At 72.0% G+C, this 14,834-nt stretch carries 11 protein-coding genes and 1 pseudogene; 4 read left to right on the top strand and 8 right to left on the bottom strand.

Annotation, left to right across the window (positions count from 1 at the left end):
• Positions 1 to 59: 59 nt before the first annotated feature.
• The 4 genes from recX to ACFYXF_RS35475 all read right to left on the bottom strand — a co-directional run bounded on the left by recX (position 60) and on the right by ACFYXF_RS35475 (position 4,113).
• Positions 60 to 998, bottom strand: a complete 939-nt coding sequence (gene recX, locus ACFYXF_RS35490; RefSeq protein ID WP_389356032.1) for a recombination regulator RecX — start codon at positions 996 to 998, stop codon at positions 60 to 62.
• 3 nt (positions 999 to 1,001) lie between these two features.
• A complete protein-coding gene (gene recA / locus ACFYXF_RS35485; RefSeq protein ID WP_389356030.1) occupies positions 1,002 to 2,147 on the bottom strand; it encodes a recombinase RecA in 1,146 nt (381 codons plus the stop codon).
• A 378-nt stretch (positions 2,148 to 2,525) separates the two neighbouring features.
• Complete coding sequence (locus ACFYXF_RS35480) at positions 2,526 to 3,836, bottom strand: AI-2E family transporter (RefSeq protein ID WP_389356028.1); 1,311 nt, start codon at positions 3,834 to 3,836, stop codon at positions 2,526 to 2,528.
• An 82-nt stretch (positions 3,837 to 3,918) separates the two neighbouring features.
• Positions 3,919 to 4,113: a DUF3046 domain-containing protein gene (locus ACFYXF_RS35475; RefSeq protein ID WP_389356026.1), complete on the bottom strand. Its 195-nt coding sequence runs from the start codon at positions 4,111 to 4,113 to the stop codon at positions 3,919 to 3,921.
• An 81-nt stretch (positions 4,114 to 4,194) separates the two neighbouring features.
• On the opposite strand from ACFYXF_RS35475, the gene ACFYXF_RS35470 reads away from it, so the two are divergent.
• The gene (locus tag ACFYXF_RS35470) at positions 4,195 to 5,139 is read left to right on the top strand and encodes a hypothetical protein (protein WP_389356024.1); all 945 of its coding nucleotides are present in this window, start codon (positions 4,195 to 4,197) and stop codon (positions 5,137 to 5,139) included.
• Between the two features lie 26 nt (positions 5,140 to 5,165).
• Here ACFYXF_RS35470 and ACFYXF_RS35465 read toward each other — a convergent pair whose 3' ends face one another.
• The 3 genes and pseudogenes from ACFYXF_RS35465 to ACFYXF_RS35455 all read right to left on the bottom strand — a co-directional run.
• Positions 5,166 to 5,474: an AzlD domain-containing protein gene (locus tag ACFYXF_RS35465; RefSeq protein ID WP_389356022.1), complete on the bottom strand. Its 309-nt coding sequence runs from the start codon at positions 5,472 to 5,474 to the stop codon at positions 5,166 to 5,168.
• On the bottom strand, positions 5,471 to 6,208 hold the full coding sequence (locus tag ACFYXF_RS35460) for an AzlC family ABC transporter permease (RefSeq protein ID WP_389356020.1): 738 nt from the start codon (positions 6,206 to 6,208) through the stop codon (positions 5,471 to 5,473). Before ACFYXF_RS35460 ends, ACFYXF_RS35465 begins: the two co-directional genes overlap by 4 nt.
• Positions 6,209 to 6,321: 113 nt before the next feature.
• Positions 6,322 to 7,071, bottom strand: a pseudogene (locus tag ACFYXF_RS35455) (AraC family ligand binding domain-containing protein); the annotation flags it as partial.
• Between the two features lie 331 nt (positions 7,072 to 7,402).
• On the opposite strand from ACFYXF_RS35455, the gene ACFYXF_RS35450 reads away from it, so the two are divergent.
• From ACFYXF_RS35450 to ACFYXF_RS35440, 3 genes are all read left to right on the top strand, one after another.
• Positions 7,403 to 12,115, top strand: a complete 4,713-nt coding sequence (locus tag ACFYXF_RS35450) for an ATP-dependent helicase (protein WP_389356018.1) — start codon at positions 7,403 to 7,405, stop codon at positions 12,113 to 12,115.
• Positions 12,116 to 12,154: 39 nt separating this feature from the next.
• Positions 12,155 to 13,030 (top strand): Fpg/Nei family DNA glycosylase, encoded by an 876-nt coding sequence (locus tag ACFYXF_RS35445; protein ID WP_389356017.1) that lies wholly within the window; start codon positions 12,155 to 12,157, stop codon positions 13,028 to 13,030.
• An 85-nt stretch (positions 13,031 to 13,115) separates the two neighbouring features.
• Positions 13,116 to 13,880: an SDR family NAD(P)-dependent oxidoreductase gene (locus tag ACFYXF_RS35440; protein ID WP_389356015.1), complete on the top strand. Its 765-nt coding sequence runs from the start codon at positions 13,116 to 13,118 to the stop codon at positions 13,878 to 13,880.
• A 578-nt stretch (positions 13,881 to 14,458) separates the two neighbouring features.
• On the opposite strand, the gene ACFYXF_RS35435 is transcribed toward ACFYXF_RS35440, so the two are convergent.
• Positions 14,459 to 14,833, bottom strand: a complete 375-nt coding sequence (locus tag ACFYXF_RS35435; protein ID WP_235474452.1) for a helix-turn-helix domain-containing protein — start codon at positions 14,831 to 14,833, stop codon at positions 14,459 to 14,461.
• Position 14,834: the final 1 nt, after the last annotated feature.

Here is a 14,834-nt window from a genome sequence, read left to right as displayed (position 1 = left end):
AGACCTCCCGAGCGGTCAACTGCCTCTCGGGACGGCCGGATCTCGGCTCGACGGCGGGCTCAGTACCCGTCGTCCGCGAGGAACTCGGTGTCCTCGCCCTCTTCCTCCAGTGCCTGCCGGACCACCCTCAGGGCCATGCCCTGGGAGTAGCCCTTGCGGGCGAGCATCCCCGCGAGCCGCCGAATCCGCTTGTCGCGGTCGAGGCCGCGGGTCGCCCTCAGCTTGCGGGCGACGAGTTCACGCGCGGTCGTCTCCTCCTGCTCGGAGTCGAGCTGTCCGACGGCCTCGTCGATGAGCGTCGCGTCCACGCCCTTGGTGCGCAGTTCCTGGACAAGCGCCCGCCGGGCCAGTCCCCGGCCGTGGTGCCGGGACTCGACCCAGGCATCCGCGAACGCGCTGTCGTTGATCAGTCCGACCTCCTCGAACCGCGACAGCACCTCCTCGGCGACCTCGTCCGGAATCTCGCGCTTGTGCAGGGCGTCCGCGAGCTGTTTCCGTGTGCGCGGGGTCCCGGTGAGCAGGCGCAGGCAGATACCCCGCGCCCGCTCAGCCGGGTCCCCTGGGGGCTCCGCCGTCTCGGCCCTCGACGAGGAGACGGAACCTCCGTCCTGTGGGTCGCCGCTCTGCTCGCCGAAGCCGCGCCGCTGCCGACGACCACGTCCACCACGCGAGCCCTCACCGCGTGAGCCGCCCTCGCCGTACGGACTGCTTTCACCGCTCGGGCCACCGCCGCCACGGCGTCGCCTGCCTCCCGGGGAACCGTCGCCCCGACGCGAACCGTCCCCCGACAGCCCCTCACCGCGACGTGGTCCGACACCGGAGCCTCCGTCGCCCTCGTACCACCCGTCGCCCTCGTGGGTCCCGCGGCCACCCCCGTATGGCCCGGTATCCCCCTCGGCACTGTCACCACGCCCGACGGAGCCCTCGCGGCCCCCGTCGCCCCGGTCTTCCGAGGCACCGGGGTATGCGTACTCGGCCCAGTCGGTTCGTCGTGTCATCGGCTAGCTCTTGGCCGCCGTGGCCTTGGCCTTGGTGGTCTTGGCCGCCGACGCGGGAGCCGGGACCGTCTTGCCGGCCTCGTCCGTGGTCGTGCCCGGGGCCGCCGAGACCGCCGCGTCCGCGCCCGGTTCGGCGGTCGGCTTCTCGGGCCGTACGCCTACGCCCAGCTTCTCCAGGATCTTCTTCTCGATCTCGTTGGCGAGGTCGGGGTTGTCCTTCAGGAAGTTACGTGCGTTCTCCTTGCCCTGGCCGAGCTGGTCGCCCTCGTACGTGTACCAGGCGCCGGCCTTGCGGACGAAGCCGTTCTCCACGCCCATGTCGATCAGACCGCCCTCGCGGCTGATGCCCTGCCCGTAGAGGATGTCGAACTCGGCCTGCTTGAAGGGCGGGGCGACCTTGTTCTTGACGACCTTGACGCGGGTGCGGTTGCCGACCGCGTCGGTGCCGTCCTTCAGCGTCTCGATGCGGCGGATGTCGAGCCGCACCGAGGCGTAGAACTTCAGCGCCCGGCCACCGGTCGTGGTCTCCGGGGAGCCGAACATCACGCCGATCTTCTCGCGCAGCTGGTTGATGAAGATCGCGGTGGTCTTGGACTGGTTGAGCGCACTGGTGATCTTCCGCAGCGCCTGGCTCATCAGACGGGCCTGGAGACCGACGTGGCTGTCACCCATCTCGCCCTCGATCTCCGCGCGCGGGACGAGCGCCGCGACGGAGTCGATCACGATGAGGTCCAGGGCACCGGAGCGGACCAGCATGTCCACGATCTCCAGGGCCTGCTCGCCGTTGTCCGGCTGCGACAGGATCAGGTTGTCGATGTCGACGCCGAGCTTCTTCGCGTACTCGGGGTCGAGGGCGTGCTCCGCGTCGATGAAGGCCACCTGGCCGCCGGCCTTCTGCGCGTTCGCCACCGCGTGCAGGGTCAGGGTCGTCTTGCCGGAGGACTCCGGGCCGTACACCTCGACCACTCGGCCGCGCGGCAGACCGCCGACGCCGAGGGCGACATCGAGTGCGGTCGACCCGGTGTGGATGACCTCGATGGGCTCGTTCGGCCGCTCGCCGAGGCGCATCACCGCGCCCTTGCCGAACTGCCGTTCAATCTGTGCGAGAGCGGCGTCGAGCGCCTTCTCGCGGTCAGTACCTGCTGCCATGGGTTCCACCCGATTTGCTTGAGTCGATCGCTTCACGTCAAAGACGCTAACGCCTGCCACTGACAATGCGCCCCGACGCCCGTCCGGCCTGTGGATAACTCGGGCACATCTCCATGAAAACCCTGACGAAATCCCCGTCGAGAGCCTCGCCGGAATCTCCATTGGAATAGATGTTCGATTTTCGTGTCAAGCGCGACACCGGGCACCTCCGAGACTACGTTCGCGGTCCGGCAACGGGCCGGATGCCGGGTGCGACACCCCAGGAGCGCATGACGTCGGGCGCCCTCGACCGGACAGGACGGTGCCGAGCACCCCTGCCACGCGGTTGCCGGCGGGCCTACGTGGCGTCCGTCGCCGACACCGCGGCCTGGGCACCGCTCACGCGGGCGCGGAGCCCTTCCCCGACCCGGATTCCGGCGGTCCCGATTCCGACGGCCCCTCGGGGTCCGCCGAGCTCTCGGGAGCGGTGCCCCGCCGCCCCTCCAGCAGACTCCGCACCCGCGTGACGATGCTCGCGCCCCGGCCCCGTCCGCGGTGCCCTTGGACTCGGGGGTCGTCCGTGACGTCGTACCGCTTCACGTACGCCCCCAGGAACGCCTGGAGCGTGGCGACCGCCGGGATGGCGATCAGCGCGCCGACGGCGCCGAGGAGCGCGGTGCCTGCGATGACCGAGCCGAAGGCGACCGCGGGGTGGATGTCGACGGTCTTCGCGGTCAGCTTGGGCTGCAGCACATAGTTCTCGAACTGCTGGTAGACCACGACGAAGACCAGCACCCACAGCGCGTACCAGGGATCGACGGTGAAGGCGATCAGCATCGGCAGGGCGCCCGCGAGGTAGGTGCCGATGGTCGGGATGAACTGCGAGACCAGCCCCACCCAGACGGCCAGGACGGGCGCGTACGGCACGTCCAGGAACTCCAGCAGGATGTAGTGGGCCACCCCGGAGATGAGCGCCATCAGACCGCGCGAGTACAGATAGCCGCCGGTCTTGTCGACGGCGATCTCCCACGCGCGCAGCACCTCGGCCTGTCGGGCGGGCGGCAGTACGGAGCACAGCGCGCGGCGCAGTCTCGGCCCGTCGGCGGCGAAGTAGAACGAGAACAGGGTGATCGTCAGCAGCTGGAAGAGGCCGCCGAGCACCTGGGCGGAGACGTCCAGAACGCCGGTGGCGCTGTTCTGGACGTAACTGCGCAGCCAGTCGGAGCGGAGCAGGCCCTCCTGGACGTCCACGCGCTTCAGGTCGGTGTTGAAGTGCGCGTTGATCCAGCTGATGACGGAGTCGAGGTAGGCCGGGAAGTCCTCGACGATCTTGATGATCTGGCCCGCGAGCATGGAGCCGAGCAGGGTGACGAATCCGGCGATCGCGATGAGCAGGCCGATGAAGACCAGGAAGGTGGCCAGACCGCGGCGCATCCCGCGCGCGGCCATCCGGCTCACCGCGGGTTCGATCGCGAGCGCGGCGAAGAACGCGATGAGGACGTTGATCAACAGGCCCGTGAGCTGGTGGAAGGCCCAACTGCCCAGCTGGAACAGGCCAACGAGGGCGAGGGCCAGCATCATGGCGCGCGGCAGCCAGCGCGGCATGCGCGCGCCCTGCCCGGCGGCGTCCCCGGGCGGGGGTGTGGGCGGCGTCGTGCCGAACGGGGACGCCTGCTGTCCGAGCTGCCCGGTCTCGTCTGTGGATGCCACGGAGCAAGTCTCACCCACGCCGCCGACAATCAGTCGCCGCCCTACGATCTTCGCGGCCAACCGATGACACTTCAGTGCGATTTCACCGGTTTTCCGCCGGAACGTTCATGGCCGTGCACACCACACGCCACACGTCCTTCGCCTCCCAGCCTGCGTCCAGGGCCTCGTGGACGGTCCGTCCGCCGAGTTCCGTCATCACGTGATCGCGCGCGAAGGTGTCGGCGTATCCCGTACCGAAGTGATCCGCCATCCGCTGCCAGAAGACCGTCAACCGCATGACTTCAGTATCCCGCCCCTGAGGGTGGGCCCGTGCCGGGGACCGCTCGCCGGGACCGCTTCGCGCCCTACGGTCAGACGCATGGCCGAAACAGGAGCAGCCCCACTCCCCCCGACGCCCCCGGCGCGTTCCCCGCTCTTCCGTGCCGAGCACTTCGTGTGGCTCACCGCGCGCGTGCTGGAGCAGCGCCGCTTCGCGTATCACTTCCTGAACGGGGGCGCCGACGCGGTCGAGACCGCGCTGGACGCCTACCGCAACGAGGACGGCGGTTACGGCCACGCGCTGGAACCCGATCTGCGCGGCCCCGTCAGCCAGCCCCTGCACACCGGGCACGCGCTGCGGGTCCTGGACGCCATCGGGCGGTGCGGCGGGCAGCGGGTGGAGCGCGTGTGCCGCTATCTGACCTCCGTCTCCACGCCGGACGGCGCACTGCCGGCGGTTCATCCCAGCCAACGTGGCTATCCGGCGGCGCCGTTCGTGCAGGTCGTGGCCGAACCGCCGAGCGAGCTCCTCGCCACCGGCCCGGTGGTGGGCCTGCTGCACCGCAACGAGGTGTGGCACGCCTGGCTGTTCCGGGCCACGGACTTCTGCTGGCAGGCGGTCGCGTCGCTGGAGAAGTCCCATCCGTACGAGGTGCAGGCCGCCGTGGCCTTCCTGGACTCGGTTCCGGACCGCTCACGCGCGCAGGCGGCGGCCGACCGGCTGGGCCGCCTGGTACGCGAGCACCGGCTCGTGGCACTCGACCCGGAGCGTGTCGACGCCCACCCGGTGGCGCCCGGCTATGCCGCGGGCGAGCATCACTTCCCGTACGACTACGCGAAGACGCCGGGCTCACTCGCGCGCGCGTGGTTCACGGACGAGGAGATGACCCGTTCCCTGGACTTCCTCGCGGGCGAGCAGCGCGAGGACGGCGGCTGGCCCGTCCGTCGACGTGCGTGGGCACCGGGCACCGCTCTGGAGGCACGCCCCATGGCGACGGTCGAGGCACTGCGCACCCTGAAGGCGTACGGCCGCCCCGTCGGCTGAACCAAGAGCGCGCACACGACCGGCAGTCAGCCGGTCATCGCCCGGACCCCCGCCGTCACCACCACGGCCGCCGCGACGACGAGCAGGAAGGGAGCGCGCAGCACCAGCGCCACGGCGGCTGCGGCGAGCCCTGCGGCCTTCGCGTCCAGGACGAGCACCCGCCCGTCGGCGAAGGCCTGTTGGGCCGTCAGAGCGGCAAGGAGGGCGACGGGCAGCAGGGCGGCCAGCCGCCGGACGAGCGGACGCTCCAGGACACCGGCGGGCACGAGGAGCCCGACAAGCTTGACGACGTAACAGCCAAGAGCCGTCACTCCGATCGCGATCCAGACGTTCAACGGTCTCCGCCCTTCCCGTCCTTCGCCCCGCGCCGGCCCTCCACGCAGAGAACGACCGGCGCCGCGAGCGCGGCCACCAGAACCGGCACACCGCCCGGCAGGACGGGCAGCAGCCCGAGCCCCAGCACCACGGCGAGGCCCGCGACAGCGCGCTCCACACCGGACTTCAGCATGGGCGCGAGCAGCGCCAGGAAGACAGCGGGCCCGGCGGCGTCCAGCCCCCACGCGTCGGTGTCCCCGATGGCCTCGGCCCCCAGCCCGCCGAGCAGCGTCGTGAGGTTCCACAACACGTACAGGGTGAGTCCGGTGACGGCGAACCCGATACGGGCAGTGCGCCGCGTGGGCTGCGCGAGGGCGACCACCGTGGTCTCGTCGATGACCCATTGGGCGGCGAACGGACGCACCGCGCGCGGGAGGGCCAGCAACTGCGACAGCCGCAGCCCGTAGAAGGCGTTGCGCACCCCCAGGAAGAACGCGCCCGCCGCCGCGGTGAGCGGATTGCCACCGGCCGCGAGCGCGCCCACGAGCGCGAACTGGGAGGCCCCGGTGAACACCAGGAGGCTGAGCGCACAGGTCTGCAGAAGCGTGAGCCCACTGCCGACCGAGGTCACCCCGAAGGCGAAACCGGACAGTCCGACGGCGACCCCGACTCCGAGGGCGTCTCGTACGACGGCGGCGTCCGGTTTACCTCCGTCGTCGGCACGTGTGTCTGCGAGAGCTGTCTGTTCTGCCACCCGTCGGACGATAGAAGAAGCTCCCCCGACGGGTCTTGTACGTTCTTGCGCTCCCGCTGGTACGCCCCAGGAGGCACGCCCACGATCCGGGCGAAGTGCCGGTTGAGATGTGGCTGATCGGTAAACCCGACCGCAACAGCCACGTCGGCGGGCGCGGTACCCGCGTCCAGCAGCCGCCGAGCCCGACGCACCCGCGCGTCCGTCAGCCAGGCGTGCGGCGGCAACCCGTATGTGTCACGGAACGCCCGCAGCAGCGCGAAGGGGCTGGTACCCAGATCCTTGGCAAGCCTCTCCAGGGTCGGCGGCTCGGCCATCGTCTCCTCCAGCACGGCACGCGCGCGTGCCGCGATCCGCCCGCCCGCCGTACGCACAGCCCGCTCCTGAAGGACCCCGCCGTTGAGCCGGAGCAACCGGGTCACCGCGACCCGCAGCAAGGTGTCGGCGGCCAACGCGTTGCCCTCCTCGGCCGCACGCAGCACCTCATGAACAAGGGTGACCGAGTACGGATCATCAAACACAGGAGCGACAAATCCAGGCGTCCCCCGAATCCCCGTGGTCTCCGCAGCAATCTCCGCGACCACCTCGGGCGCCGGATAGACAGCCCCGTACCGCCACCCCTCGGGAACCCCCGCACGCCCCGTGTGCGGCGTATCGGGATTGACCAGAGCGAGCGCCCCCGACCCCGCGTACTGATCGACCCCCCGATGACGAAAGACCTCCACGCCCTCAGTGATGGCGGCGATGACGAAGTTCTCGTGGGTGTGCCGGACAAAGGTCTTCTGGATGTACCGAGCACGCAGAAGATCGACACCAGGCAGTTCCACGAACTGCCAGTGCCGAGCCAGCTCCCCCGAACCCGCCATGCCCCCCATTCTCCGCGAAGCCGCCCCAGCCCGCCGAGCCGCACCACCACGCACCCGCAGCCGCGTACGGCGGGAAGGGGCCGTGTCGGGGGGTGTCCGCCCGCAGCGGCGGGCGTCCAACACCGAGCACATCCAGATCAGACAGCACCGCCCGACCGAGGACGGACACCCCCCAGCGCGGCCCCGACCCACCACCCAACCGAAGGCGCGACCACCGACCGGGAGTCGGCACACAACCGCACCCACAGACCACCGCACCGCACCCGCCCCACCGCCGGAGGCAAACCCGCAGGTCAGCCCGATTGTCAGTGCCGAGGTGCAGGATGTACGCATGGTCAGCTCCACACACCGAGCCCTCGACGGCTTCTCCCCCGCGACCCGCGGCTGGTTCACGGGGGCCTTCTCCGCGCCCACCGCGGCCCAGGCGGGCGCGTGGCGAGCCATCGGCGAGGGCTCGGACGTGCTGGTGGTGGCCCCGACCGGCTCCGGCAAGACCCTGGCCGCGTTCCTGGCCGCACTGGACCAGCTCACCTCGACACCCCCACCGGCCGACCCCCACAAACGCTGCCGCGTGCTCTACGTGTCACCGCTCAAGGCCCTCGCGGTCGACGTGGAACGCAACCTGCGCAGCCCCCTCACGGGCATCCGCCAGGAATCCGTACGTCTGGGCCTGCCCGAGCCCGAGGTCAAGGTGGGCATCCGCTCCGGCGACACCCCGCCCGCCGAGCGCCGCGCCCTGGCCACCCGCCCGCCGGACATCCTGATCACCACCCCGGAGTCGCTGTTCCTGATGCTCACTTCGGCCACGCGCGACGCGCTGACGGGCGTGGAGACTGTGATCCTGGACGAGGTGCACGCGGTCGCGGGCACCAAGCGCGGCGCTCATCTCGCGCTGTCCCTGGAGCGGCTGGACGAGCTGCTGCCGAGGCCCGCCCGGCGCATCGGCCTCTCCGCGACCGTCCGCCCGGTCGACGAGATCGCGCGTTACCTCTCCCCCCAGCGCAAGGTGGAGATCGTCCAGCCCAAGTCCGGCAAGGAGTTCGACCTCTCGGTCGTCGTCCCGGTCGAGGACCTGGGCGAGCTGGGCGGCTCCCCGGTCGCCGACGCGAACGACGGCGCCGAACGCCCGTCCATCTGGCCGCACGTCGAGGAGCGGATCGCCGATCTCGTCCAGGCGCACCGCTCGACGATCGTGTTCGCCAACTCCCGCCGCCTCGCGGAACGCCTGTGCAACCGGCTCAACGAGATCGCGTACGAGCGGGCCACCGGCGAGACCCTCGCCGAACACCACGCGCCCGCGGAGCTGATGGGCGGCTCGGGCGCGGCCCAGGGCGCACCGCCGGTCATCGCCCGGGCCCACCACGGCTCGGTCTCCAAGGAACAGCGTGCGCTCGTCGAGGAGGACCTCAAGGCGGGCCGGCTGCCCGCCGTGGTGGCCACCTCCAGCCTCGAACTGGGCATCGACATGGGCGCGGTCGACCTGGTCGTCCAGGTCGAGTCACCCCCGTCCGTGGCCTCCGGGCTGCAGCGCGTCGGCCGCGCGGGGCACCAGGTGGGCGCGGTCTCCACGGGCGTCGTCTTCCCCAAGTACCGGGGAGACCTCGTCCAGGCGGCCGTGGTCACCGAGCGCATGCGCACCGGCTCCATCGAGTCCCTGCGGATCCCCGCCAACCCTCTGGACGTGCTCGCCCAGCAGCTCGTCGCGATGGTGGCGCTGGACACCTGGCAGGTCGACGACCTGCTGTCCACGGTCCGCCGCGCGGCCCCCTTCGCCGCCCTCCCCGAGTCGGCGTTCACCGCGGTCCTGGACATGCTCGCGGGCCGCTATCCGTCCGACGCGTTCGCGGAACTGCGCCCGCGCGTGGTGTGGGACCGCGTCGCCGGCACCGTGACCGGCCGCCCGGGCGCGCAGCGCCTCGCCGTCACCTCCGGGGGCACGATTCCCGACCGCGGGCTCTTCGGGGTCTTCCTCGCCGGCGCCGACCCCAAGAAGGGCGGCGGCCGGGTCGGCGAGCTCGACGAGGAGATGGTGTACGAGTCCCGCGTGGGGGACGTCTTCACGCTCGGTACGAGCTCCTGGCGCATCGAGGACATCACCCGGGACCGCGTCCTGGTGTCCCCCGCGCCCGGGGTCCCCGGCCGTCTCCCCTTCTGGAAGGGCGACCAGCTGGGCCGCCCGCTGGAACTGGGCCGCGCGGTGGGCGCGTTCCTGCGCGAGGTCGGTTCACTGCCCGAGGAGGCCGCCCGCAGCCGCCTGCTCACCGCCGGACTCGACACCTGGGCCGCGGGCAACGTCATCTCCTACCTGGCCGAACAGCGCGAGGCCTGCGGCCACATCCCGGACGACCGGACCATCGTGGTGGAGCGGTTCCGGGACGAACTCGGCGACTGGCGGGTCGTCGTCCACTCCCCCTTCGGCGCCCAGGTCCACGCCCCCTGGGCACTCGCGCTGGGCGCCAAGCTCTCCGAGCGGTACGGCATGGACGCCCAGATCATGCACGCCGACGACGGCATCGTGGTGCGCCTGCCGGACGCCGATCTGATGAGCCTGGACCTGCTCGACCAGGAGCCGCTGAAGACGGGCACGGAATACGACGCGGAGCAGGCCCCCGTGGGCGCGGCGGACGTGCTCTTCGACAAGGGCGAGGTCAGCCAGACCGTCACCGACCAGGTGGGCGGTTCGGCCCTGTTCGCGGCCCGCTTCCGCGAGTGCGCCGCACGCGCCCTGCTGCTCCCGCGCCGCAACCCCGGCAAGCGCACCCCGCTGTGGCAGCAGCGCCAGCGCGCCTCGCAACTGCTCCAGGTGGCAAGCGAGTTCGGTTCGTTCCCCATCGTCCTCGAAGCGGTCCGCGAATGCCTCCAGGACGTCTTCGACGTGCCCGGGCTCGTGGAGCTGATGGGCGACATCGAGTCCCGCAAGGTGCGCCTGGTCGAGGTCACCACCCCGGAGCCCTCCCCCTTCGCCCGCTCCCTCCTCTTCGGGTACGTCGCCCAGTTCCTGTACGAGGGCGACTCCCCGCTGGCCGAGCGGCGCGCCGCCGCCCTGTCGCTGGACTCGCGGCTGCTGGCCGAGCTGCTGGGCCAAGCGGAGCTGCGCGAGCTGCTGGACGCCGAGGTGCTGACGGAGCTGGAGCGGGAACTGCAGTGGCTCACCGAGGACCGACGCGTGAAGGACGCCGAAGGCGTCGCGGACCTGCTGCGGCTGCTGGGCCCGCTCACGGACGCCGAGCTGACCGAGCGCGGCGCAGACCCGCAGTGGGCCCGGGAGCTGGCCGGCGCCCGCCGCGCGATCCGGGTCCGCATCGGCGGCGCCGACCACTGGGCGGCCATCGAGGACGCGGGCCGCCTGCGCGACGCGCTGGGCACGGCACTGCCCGTCGGCGTCCCGGAAGCCTTCACCGAGCCGGTCAAGGACCCACTCGGCGACCTCATCGCCCGGCACGCCCGCACTCACGGCCCGTTCACCTCGGCCACTGCGGCTGCCCGCTTCGGCCTGGGCGTGGCGGTCACCGAGGGCGCGCTGCAGCGGCTGACGGCGAACGGCCGTGTCGTACAGGGAGAGTTCCATCCGGCGGGCATCGGCCAGGAGTGGTGCGACGCGACGGTCCTGCGCCGCCTCCGGCGCCGTTCGCTGGCCGCCCTGCGGCACGAACTGGAGCCGGTGCCGCCCGCGGCGCTCGCGCAGTTCCTGCCGCAGTGGCAGCACATCGGCAAGGGCCACGGGCTGCGCGGTATCGACGGGCTGGTGCGTGCGGTCGAGCAGTTGCAGGGCGCCTCCGTGCCGGCGTCCGCCCTGGAGAAGCTGGTCCTGCCGTCCCGGGTGGCGAACTACGCCCCGGCGATGCTCGACGAACTCACGGCCGCCGGGGAGATCGTCTGGGCCGGGGCGGGCGCCCTCCCCGGCAAGGACGGCTGGGTGTCCCTGTACCTCGCGGACGCGGCCCCGCTGCTCCTGCCACCGCCCCACCCCCTGGAACCCACCGCACTCCACCAGTCCGTCCTCGACACCCTCACCGGGGGCTACGGGCTTTTCTTCCGCCAGATCGCCGACCAGATCCGTGCCACCACGCACCCGGACGCCACGGATCCCCAACTGGCCGACGCCGTCTGGGACCTGGCCTGGTCGGGTCGGCTCACGAACGACACGCTCGCCCCGATGCGCTCCCTCCTCGGCTCGGGCCGTACGGCAGGCTCGACGGCACACCGGGCGAAACGCGCCGTCCCACGCGGCCGGTACGGCTCACTGACGGCCACCGCACGCCCCGCCTCACGCAGCGGCCCCCCGACGGTGGCGGGCCGCTGGTCCCTGCTCCCCGCCCCTGAGCCCGACCTCACCGTCCGCGCCCATGCCCTGGCGCGCACCCTGCTCGACCGCCACGGCGTGGTGACCCGGGGAGCCGTCGCCGCGGAAGGTGTGGAGGGCGGCTTCTCAGCCGTGTACCGGATCCTCTCCGCCTTCGAGGACAGCGGTCAGGCCCGTCGCGGCTATGTCGTGGAGGGCCTCGGAGCCGCCCAGTTCGCCATGGACGGCGCGGTGGACCGCCTCCGGGCAACAGCGAACGCCCGAGACCGCGGCGACTACCGGCCTACCTCCAGCACGACCGACGCGCACGACGCCGCTTCCCCCGCGTCTTCAACCGCCTCCTCCGGATCCACCCGTGCCGTGGTCCTCGCAGCCGCAGATCCGGCGAACGCGTACGGCGCCGCGCTCCCCTGGCCCGAGCCCCCGACCGGCGCCGGTCACAAGGCGGGCCGCAAGGCCGGTTCGCTGGTGGTACTGGTCGACGGGGAGCTGACGCTCTACATGGAACGAGGCGGCAAGACACTCCTGGCCTGGCCCTCCGAACCGGACGCCCACCCCACCGAGGACCCCCGACTACGCGCGGCGGCGGAAGCCCTGGCCGCAGCGGCCCGAGCGGGCTCCCTCGGCACGGTCACGGTGGAGCGGGTCAACGGCGCCGCGGCCCTGACCTCCCCCTTCGGCACCCTCCTGGAGGGAGCGGGCTTCATCGCGACCCCCCGTGGCCTGCGCCTACGCGCATGATCGACCGCCTCCCCCACCCCGACATGCCACCCTGGTCCCATGCCCGAAGGTGACACTGTCTGGCAGGCCGCGAGGAGACTGCACACCGCACTCGCCGGGAAAGTGCTGACCCGCTCCGACCTCCGCGTGCCCAAGCACGCCACGGCCGACCTCACCGGCCGCACCGTCCTGGAGGTCACCCCGCGCGGCAAGCACCTCCTCACCCGTGTCGAGGGCGGCCTGACCCTCCACTCGCATCTACGGATGGACGGCTCCTGGAAGGTGTACGAGAACGGCAGCCGCTGGAGCGGCGGCCCCTCGCACCAGATCCGGGCGATCCTCGGCACCGCGGACCGCACCGCCGTCGGCTACCGACTCCCCGTACTCGAACTCCTCCGCACCACCGACGAGCACCGGGCCGTCGGCCACCTCGGCCCCGACCTCCTGGGCCCCGACCTCCTGGGCCCCGACTGGGACCCCGATCAGGCCCTCGCCAACCTCCTCGCGGACCCCGCCCGCCCCCTCGGCGAGGCCCTGCTCGACCAGCGCAATCTCGCCGGCATCGGCAACGTCTACAAGAGCGAGCTGTGCTTCCTCCTGGGCGTCACCCCGTGGCTCCCCCTCGGCGACCTCCCCGCCGACCGCACCGCGAAACTGCCCGCGCTCGCGAAGAAACTCCTCGAAGCCAACCGGGACCGCCCGGTCCGCAGTACGACGGGCAGACGCGGCCAGGACCTCTTCGTGTACGGCCGCGCACCCCGCCCCTGTCTGCGCTGCCACACCCCGATCCGCGTCGCCGACCAGGGCGACGGCTCCCGCGAACGCCCCACCTACTGGTGCCCGACCTGCCAACCGGGCCCGGCCCCGGCCCCCGGCGCCGCCAGAGCACACCGGAGGTCACCCCCGTACAGCCGGAAGCCACCCCCGTACGACTGAGACGTGCGGCGGAGACCGCCCCGCACAACCGGCACCCCCGCACGACCAGTTGACGACCCGTCAGAAACCCTCGTACCGTCCCAGCATGCCCGTACAGGCGTACGACCTCACCGGACGCACCGCATTCGTCACCGGGGCCGCCAGCGGCATCGGACGCGCATCCGCCGTACTGCTCGCCGAAGCCGGCGCCGTGGTGCACTGCGCCGACCGGGACGCGCAGGGCCTGCACGAGACGGCGACGCTGATCAAGGGCATGGGCGGCACGGCCCGTACCCACCACCTGGATGTCACCGACCGGGCCCAGGTACGGCAGGCCGTGGCCGCGTGCGAGCGGCTGGACGTCATGGCGGCGGTCGCCGGGATCATGCACAGCAGCCCGGTGCTGGAGACCCGCGACGAGGATCTGGACCGGGTCCTGGGCGTCAACTTCAAGGGCGTGCTGTACGCCTGCCAGGAGGCGGCCCGCCTGATGATCTCCCAGAACACCAGGGGCAGCATCGTCACCATGGCCTCGGGCGCCGTCGACACCGGCAACCCCGGCCTGCTCTGCTACGGCGTGGCGAAGGCGGCGGTCGTCCAGCTGACGAAGACGCTGGCCGCCGAGATCGGGCGCCACGGCATCCGCGTCAACGCCGTCGCGCCGGGCTGGATCCGTACGCCGATGACCGACCGCCACGACGCCGAGGCACAGGCGCACACCGAGTCGCTGATGGCGCGGATGGCCCCGCTGGGCCGGGTCGGCGAACCGGAGGAGGTCGCCCACGCGGTACTGCACCTGGCGTCCGACGCGTCGGCGTTCACGACGGGCCAGATCCTCCGCCCGAACGGCGGCGTGGCGATGCCCTGGTAGGACCGGCATCCCCGCCGACGCCCCGGCCGGCACCCCCGTCAGCCCGCCCCGCAACCGCCGCTGCGACCCCCGCGGCCCCCACCCCGCGCACCGCCCGCCCCACCCGCCCCTTCGGCACACAGTGCACCGGCAGCAGACTCAGCCCCCACCCCCCGGCCGCGACCGCCCCCTCCAGCACCCCCGCCCCGGGCGCCAGCGCGAGCCGCAGCACGGCCCACCACCACACGGCACCGAGCCCCAGCAGCGCCCCCCGGCGAACTATCCGCACCGCCATGGCTCACCTCCAGCCTCACGCTAGAACGCCACGCTCACCCGCAAACAGGGCGCATCACCGGCACAGAGGCGCACCGCTTTCCCTGCGACGACCGTCCGGGAACCGGTACGCGCCCGCCTCCTCCCCACCATGACCGCCCCACGACACACCGGCAAACGCACCCGGGGCCGACCCCACGGACGCCCCCGGACAGACCCGCGAGAGCGCGCACAACGCGAAAACCCCGACCGCGCTCCCCCGGGTCTCCCCGGAGAAGCCCCGGCCGGGGCTCTCACACACTCACTGATCGTGCTGTTCGTGCACCTCAGGCGGCGACGACATCCACCGCCTCGGCGGGCGCCTTGATGGTCACCCGTTCCGGTGGCACACCGGCCACCGAGACGGAACCCAGCATGGGACGCACCGGCGTGGGTACAGGCTCGTTGGCCGCAGCAGACTGGGCCAGCTCGGCGAGGGCGAGTTCGTCACTCACTTCCCGCATGAGCTCGGACATCCGTACGTCCAGCGCGTCGCAGATCGCGGACAGCAGCTCGGAGGATGCCTCCTTCTGCCCCCGCTCCACCTCGGAGAGATAGCCGAGTGAGACTCGGGCGGACGAGGAGACTTCGCGCAGAGTACGGCCCTGGCGCTGGCGCTGCCGACGCAGCACGTCACCCAACAGGCGACGGAGCAGAATCATC

Source organism: Streptomyces sp. NPDC002680 (genome assembly GCF_042889145.1).
Taxonomy (GTDB): domain Bacteria; phylum Actinomycetota; class Actinomycetes; order Streptomycetales; family Streptomycetaceae; genus Streptomyces; species Streptomyces adonidis.
This window is presented reverse-complemented; position numbering and strand designations above follow the sequence as displayed.

Excerpts from the sequence above, each read along its gene's own strand:
- recX (WP_389356032.1), bottom strand. The coding sequence starts at position 998 with ATGACACGACGAACCGACTGGGCCGAGTACGCATACCCCGGTGCCTCG.
- recA (WP_389356030.1), bottom strand. The coding sequence starts at position 2,147 with ATGGCAGCAGGTACTGACCGCGAGAAGGCGCTCGACGCCGCTCTCGCA.
- ACFYXF_RS35475 (WP_389356026.1), bottom strand. The coding sequence starts at position 4,113 with ATGCGGTTGACGGTCTTCTGGCAGCGGATGGCGGATCACTTCGGTACG.
- ACFYXF_RS35470 (WP_389356024.1), top strand. The coding sequence starts at position 4,195 with ATGGCCGAAACAGGAGCAGCCCCACTCCCCCCGACGCCCCCGGCGCGT.
- ACFYXF_RS35450 (WP_389356018.1), top strand. The coding sequence starts at position 7,403 with ATGGTCAGCTCCACACACCGAGCCCTCGACGGCTTCTCCCCCGCGACC.
- ACFYXF_RS35445 (WP_389356017.1), top strand. The coding sequence starts at position 12,155 with ATGCCCGAAGGTGACACTGTCTGGCAGGCCGCGAGGAGACTGCACACC.
- ACFYXF_RS35440 (WP_389356015.1), top strand. The coding sequence starts at position 13,116 with ATGCCCGTACAGGCGTACGACCTCACCGGACGCACCGCATTCGTCACC.
- ACFYXF_RS35435 (WP_235474452.1), bottom strand. The coding sequence starts at position 14,833 with ATGATTCTGCTCCGTCGCCTGTTGGGTGACGTGCTGCGTCGGCAGCGC.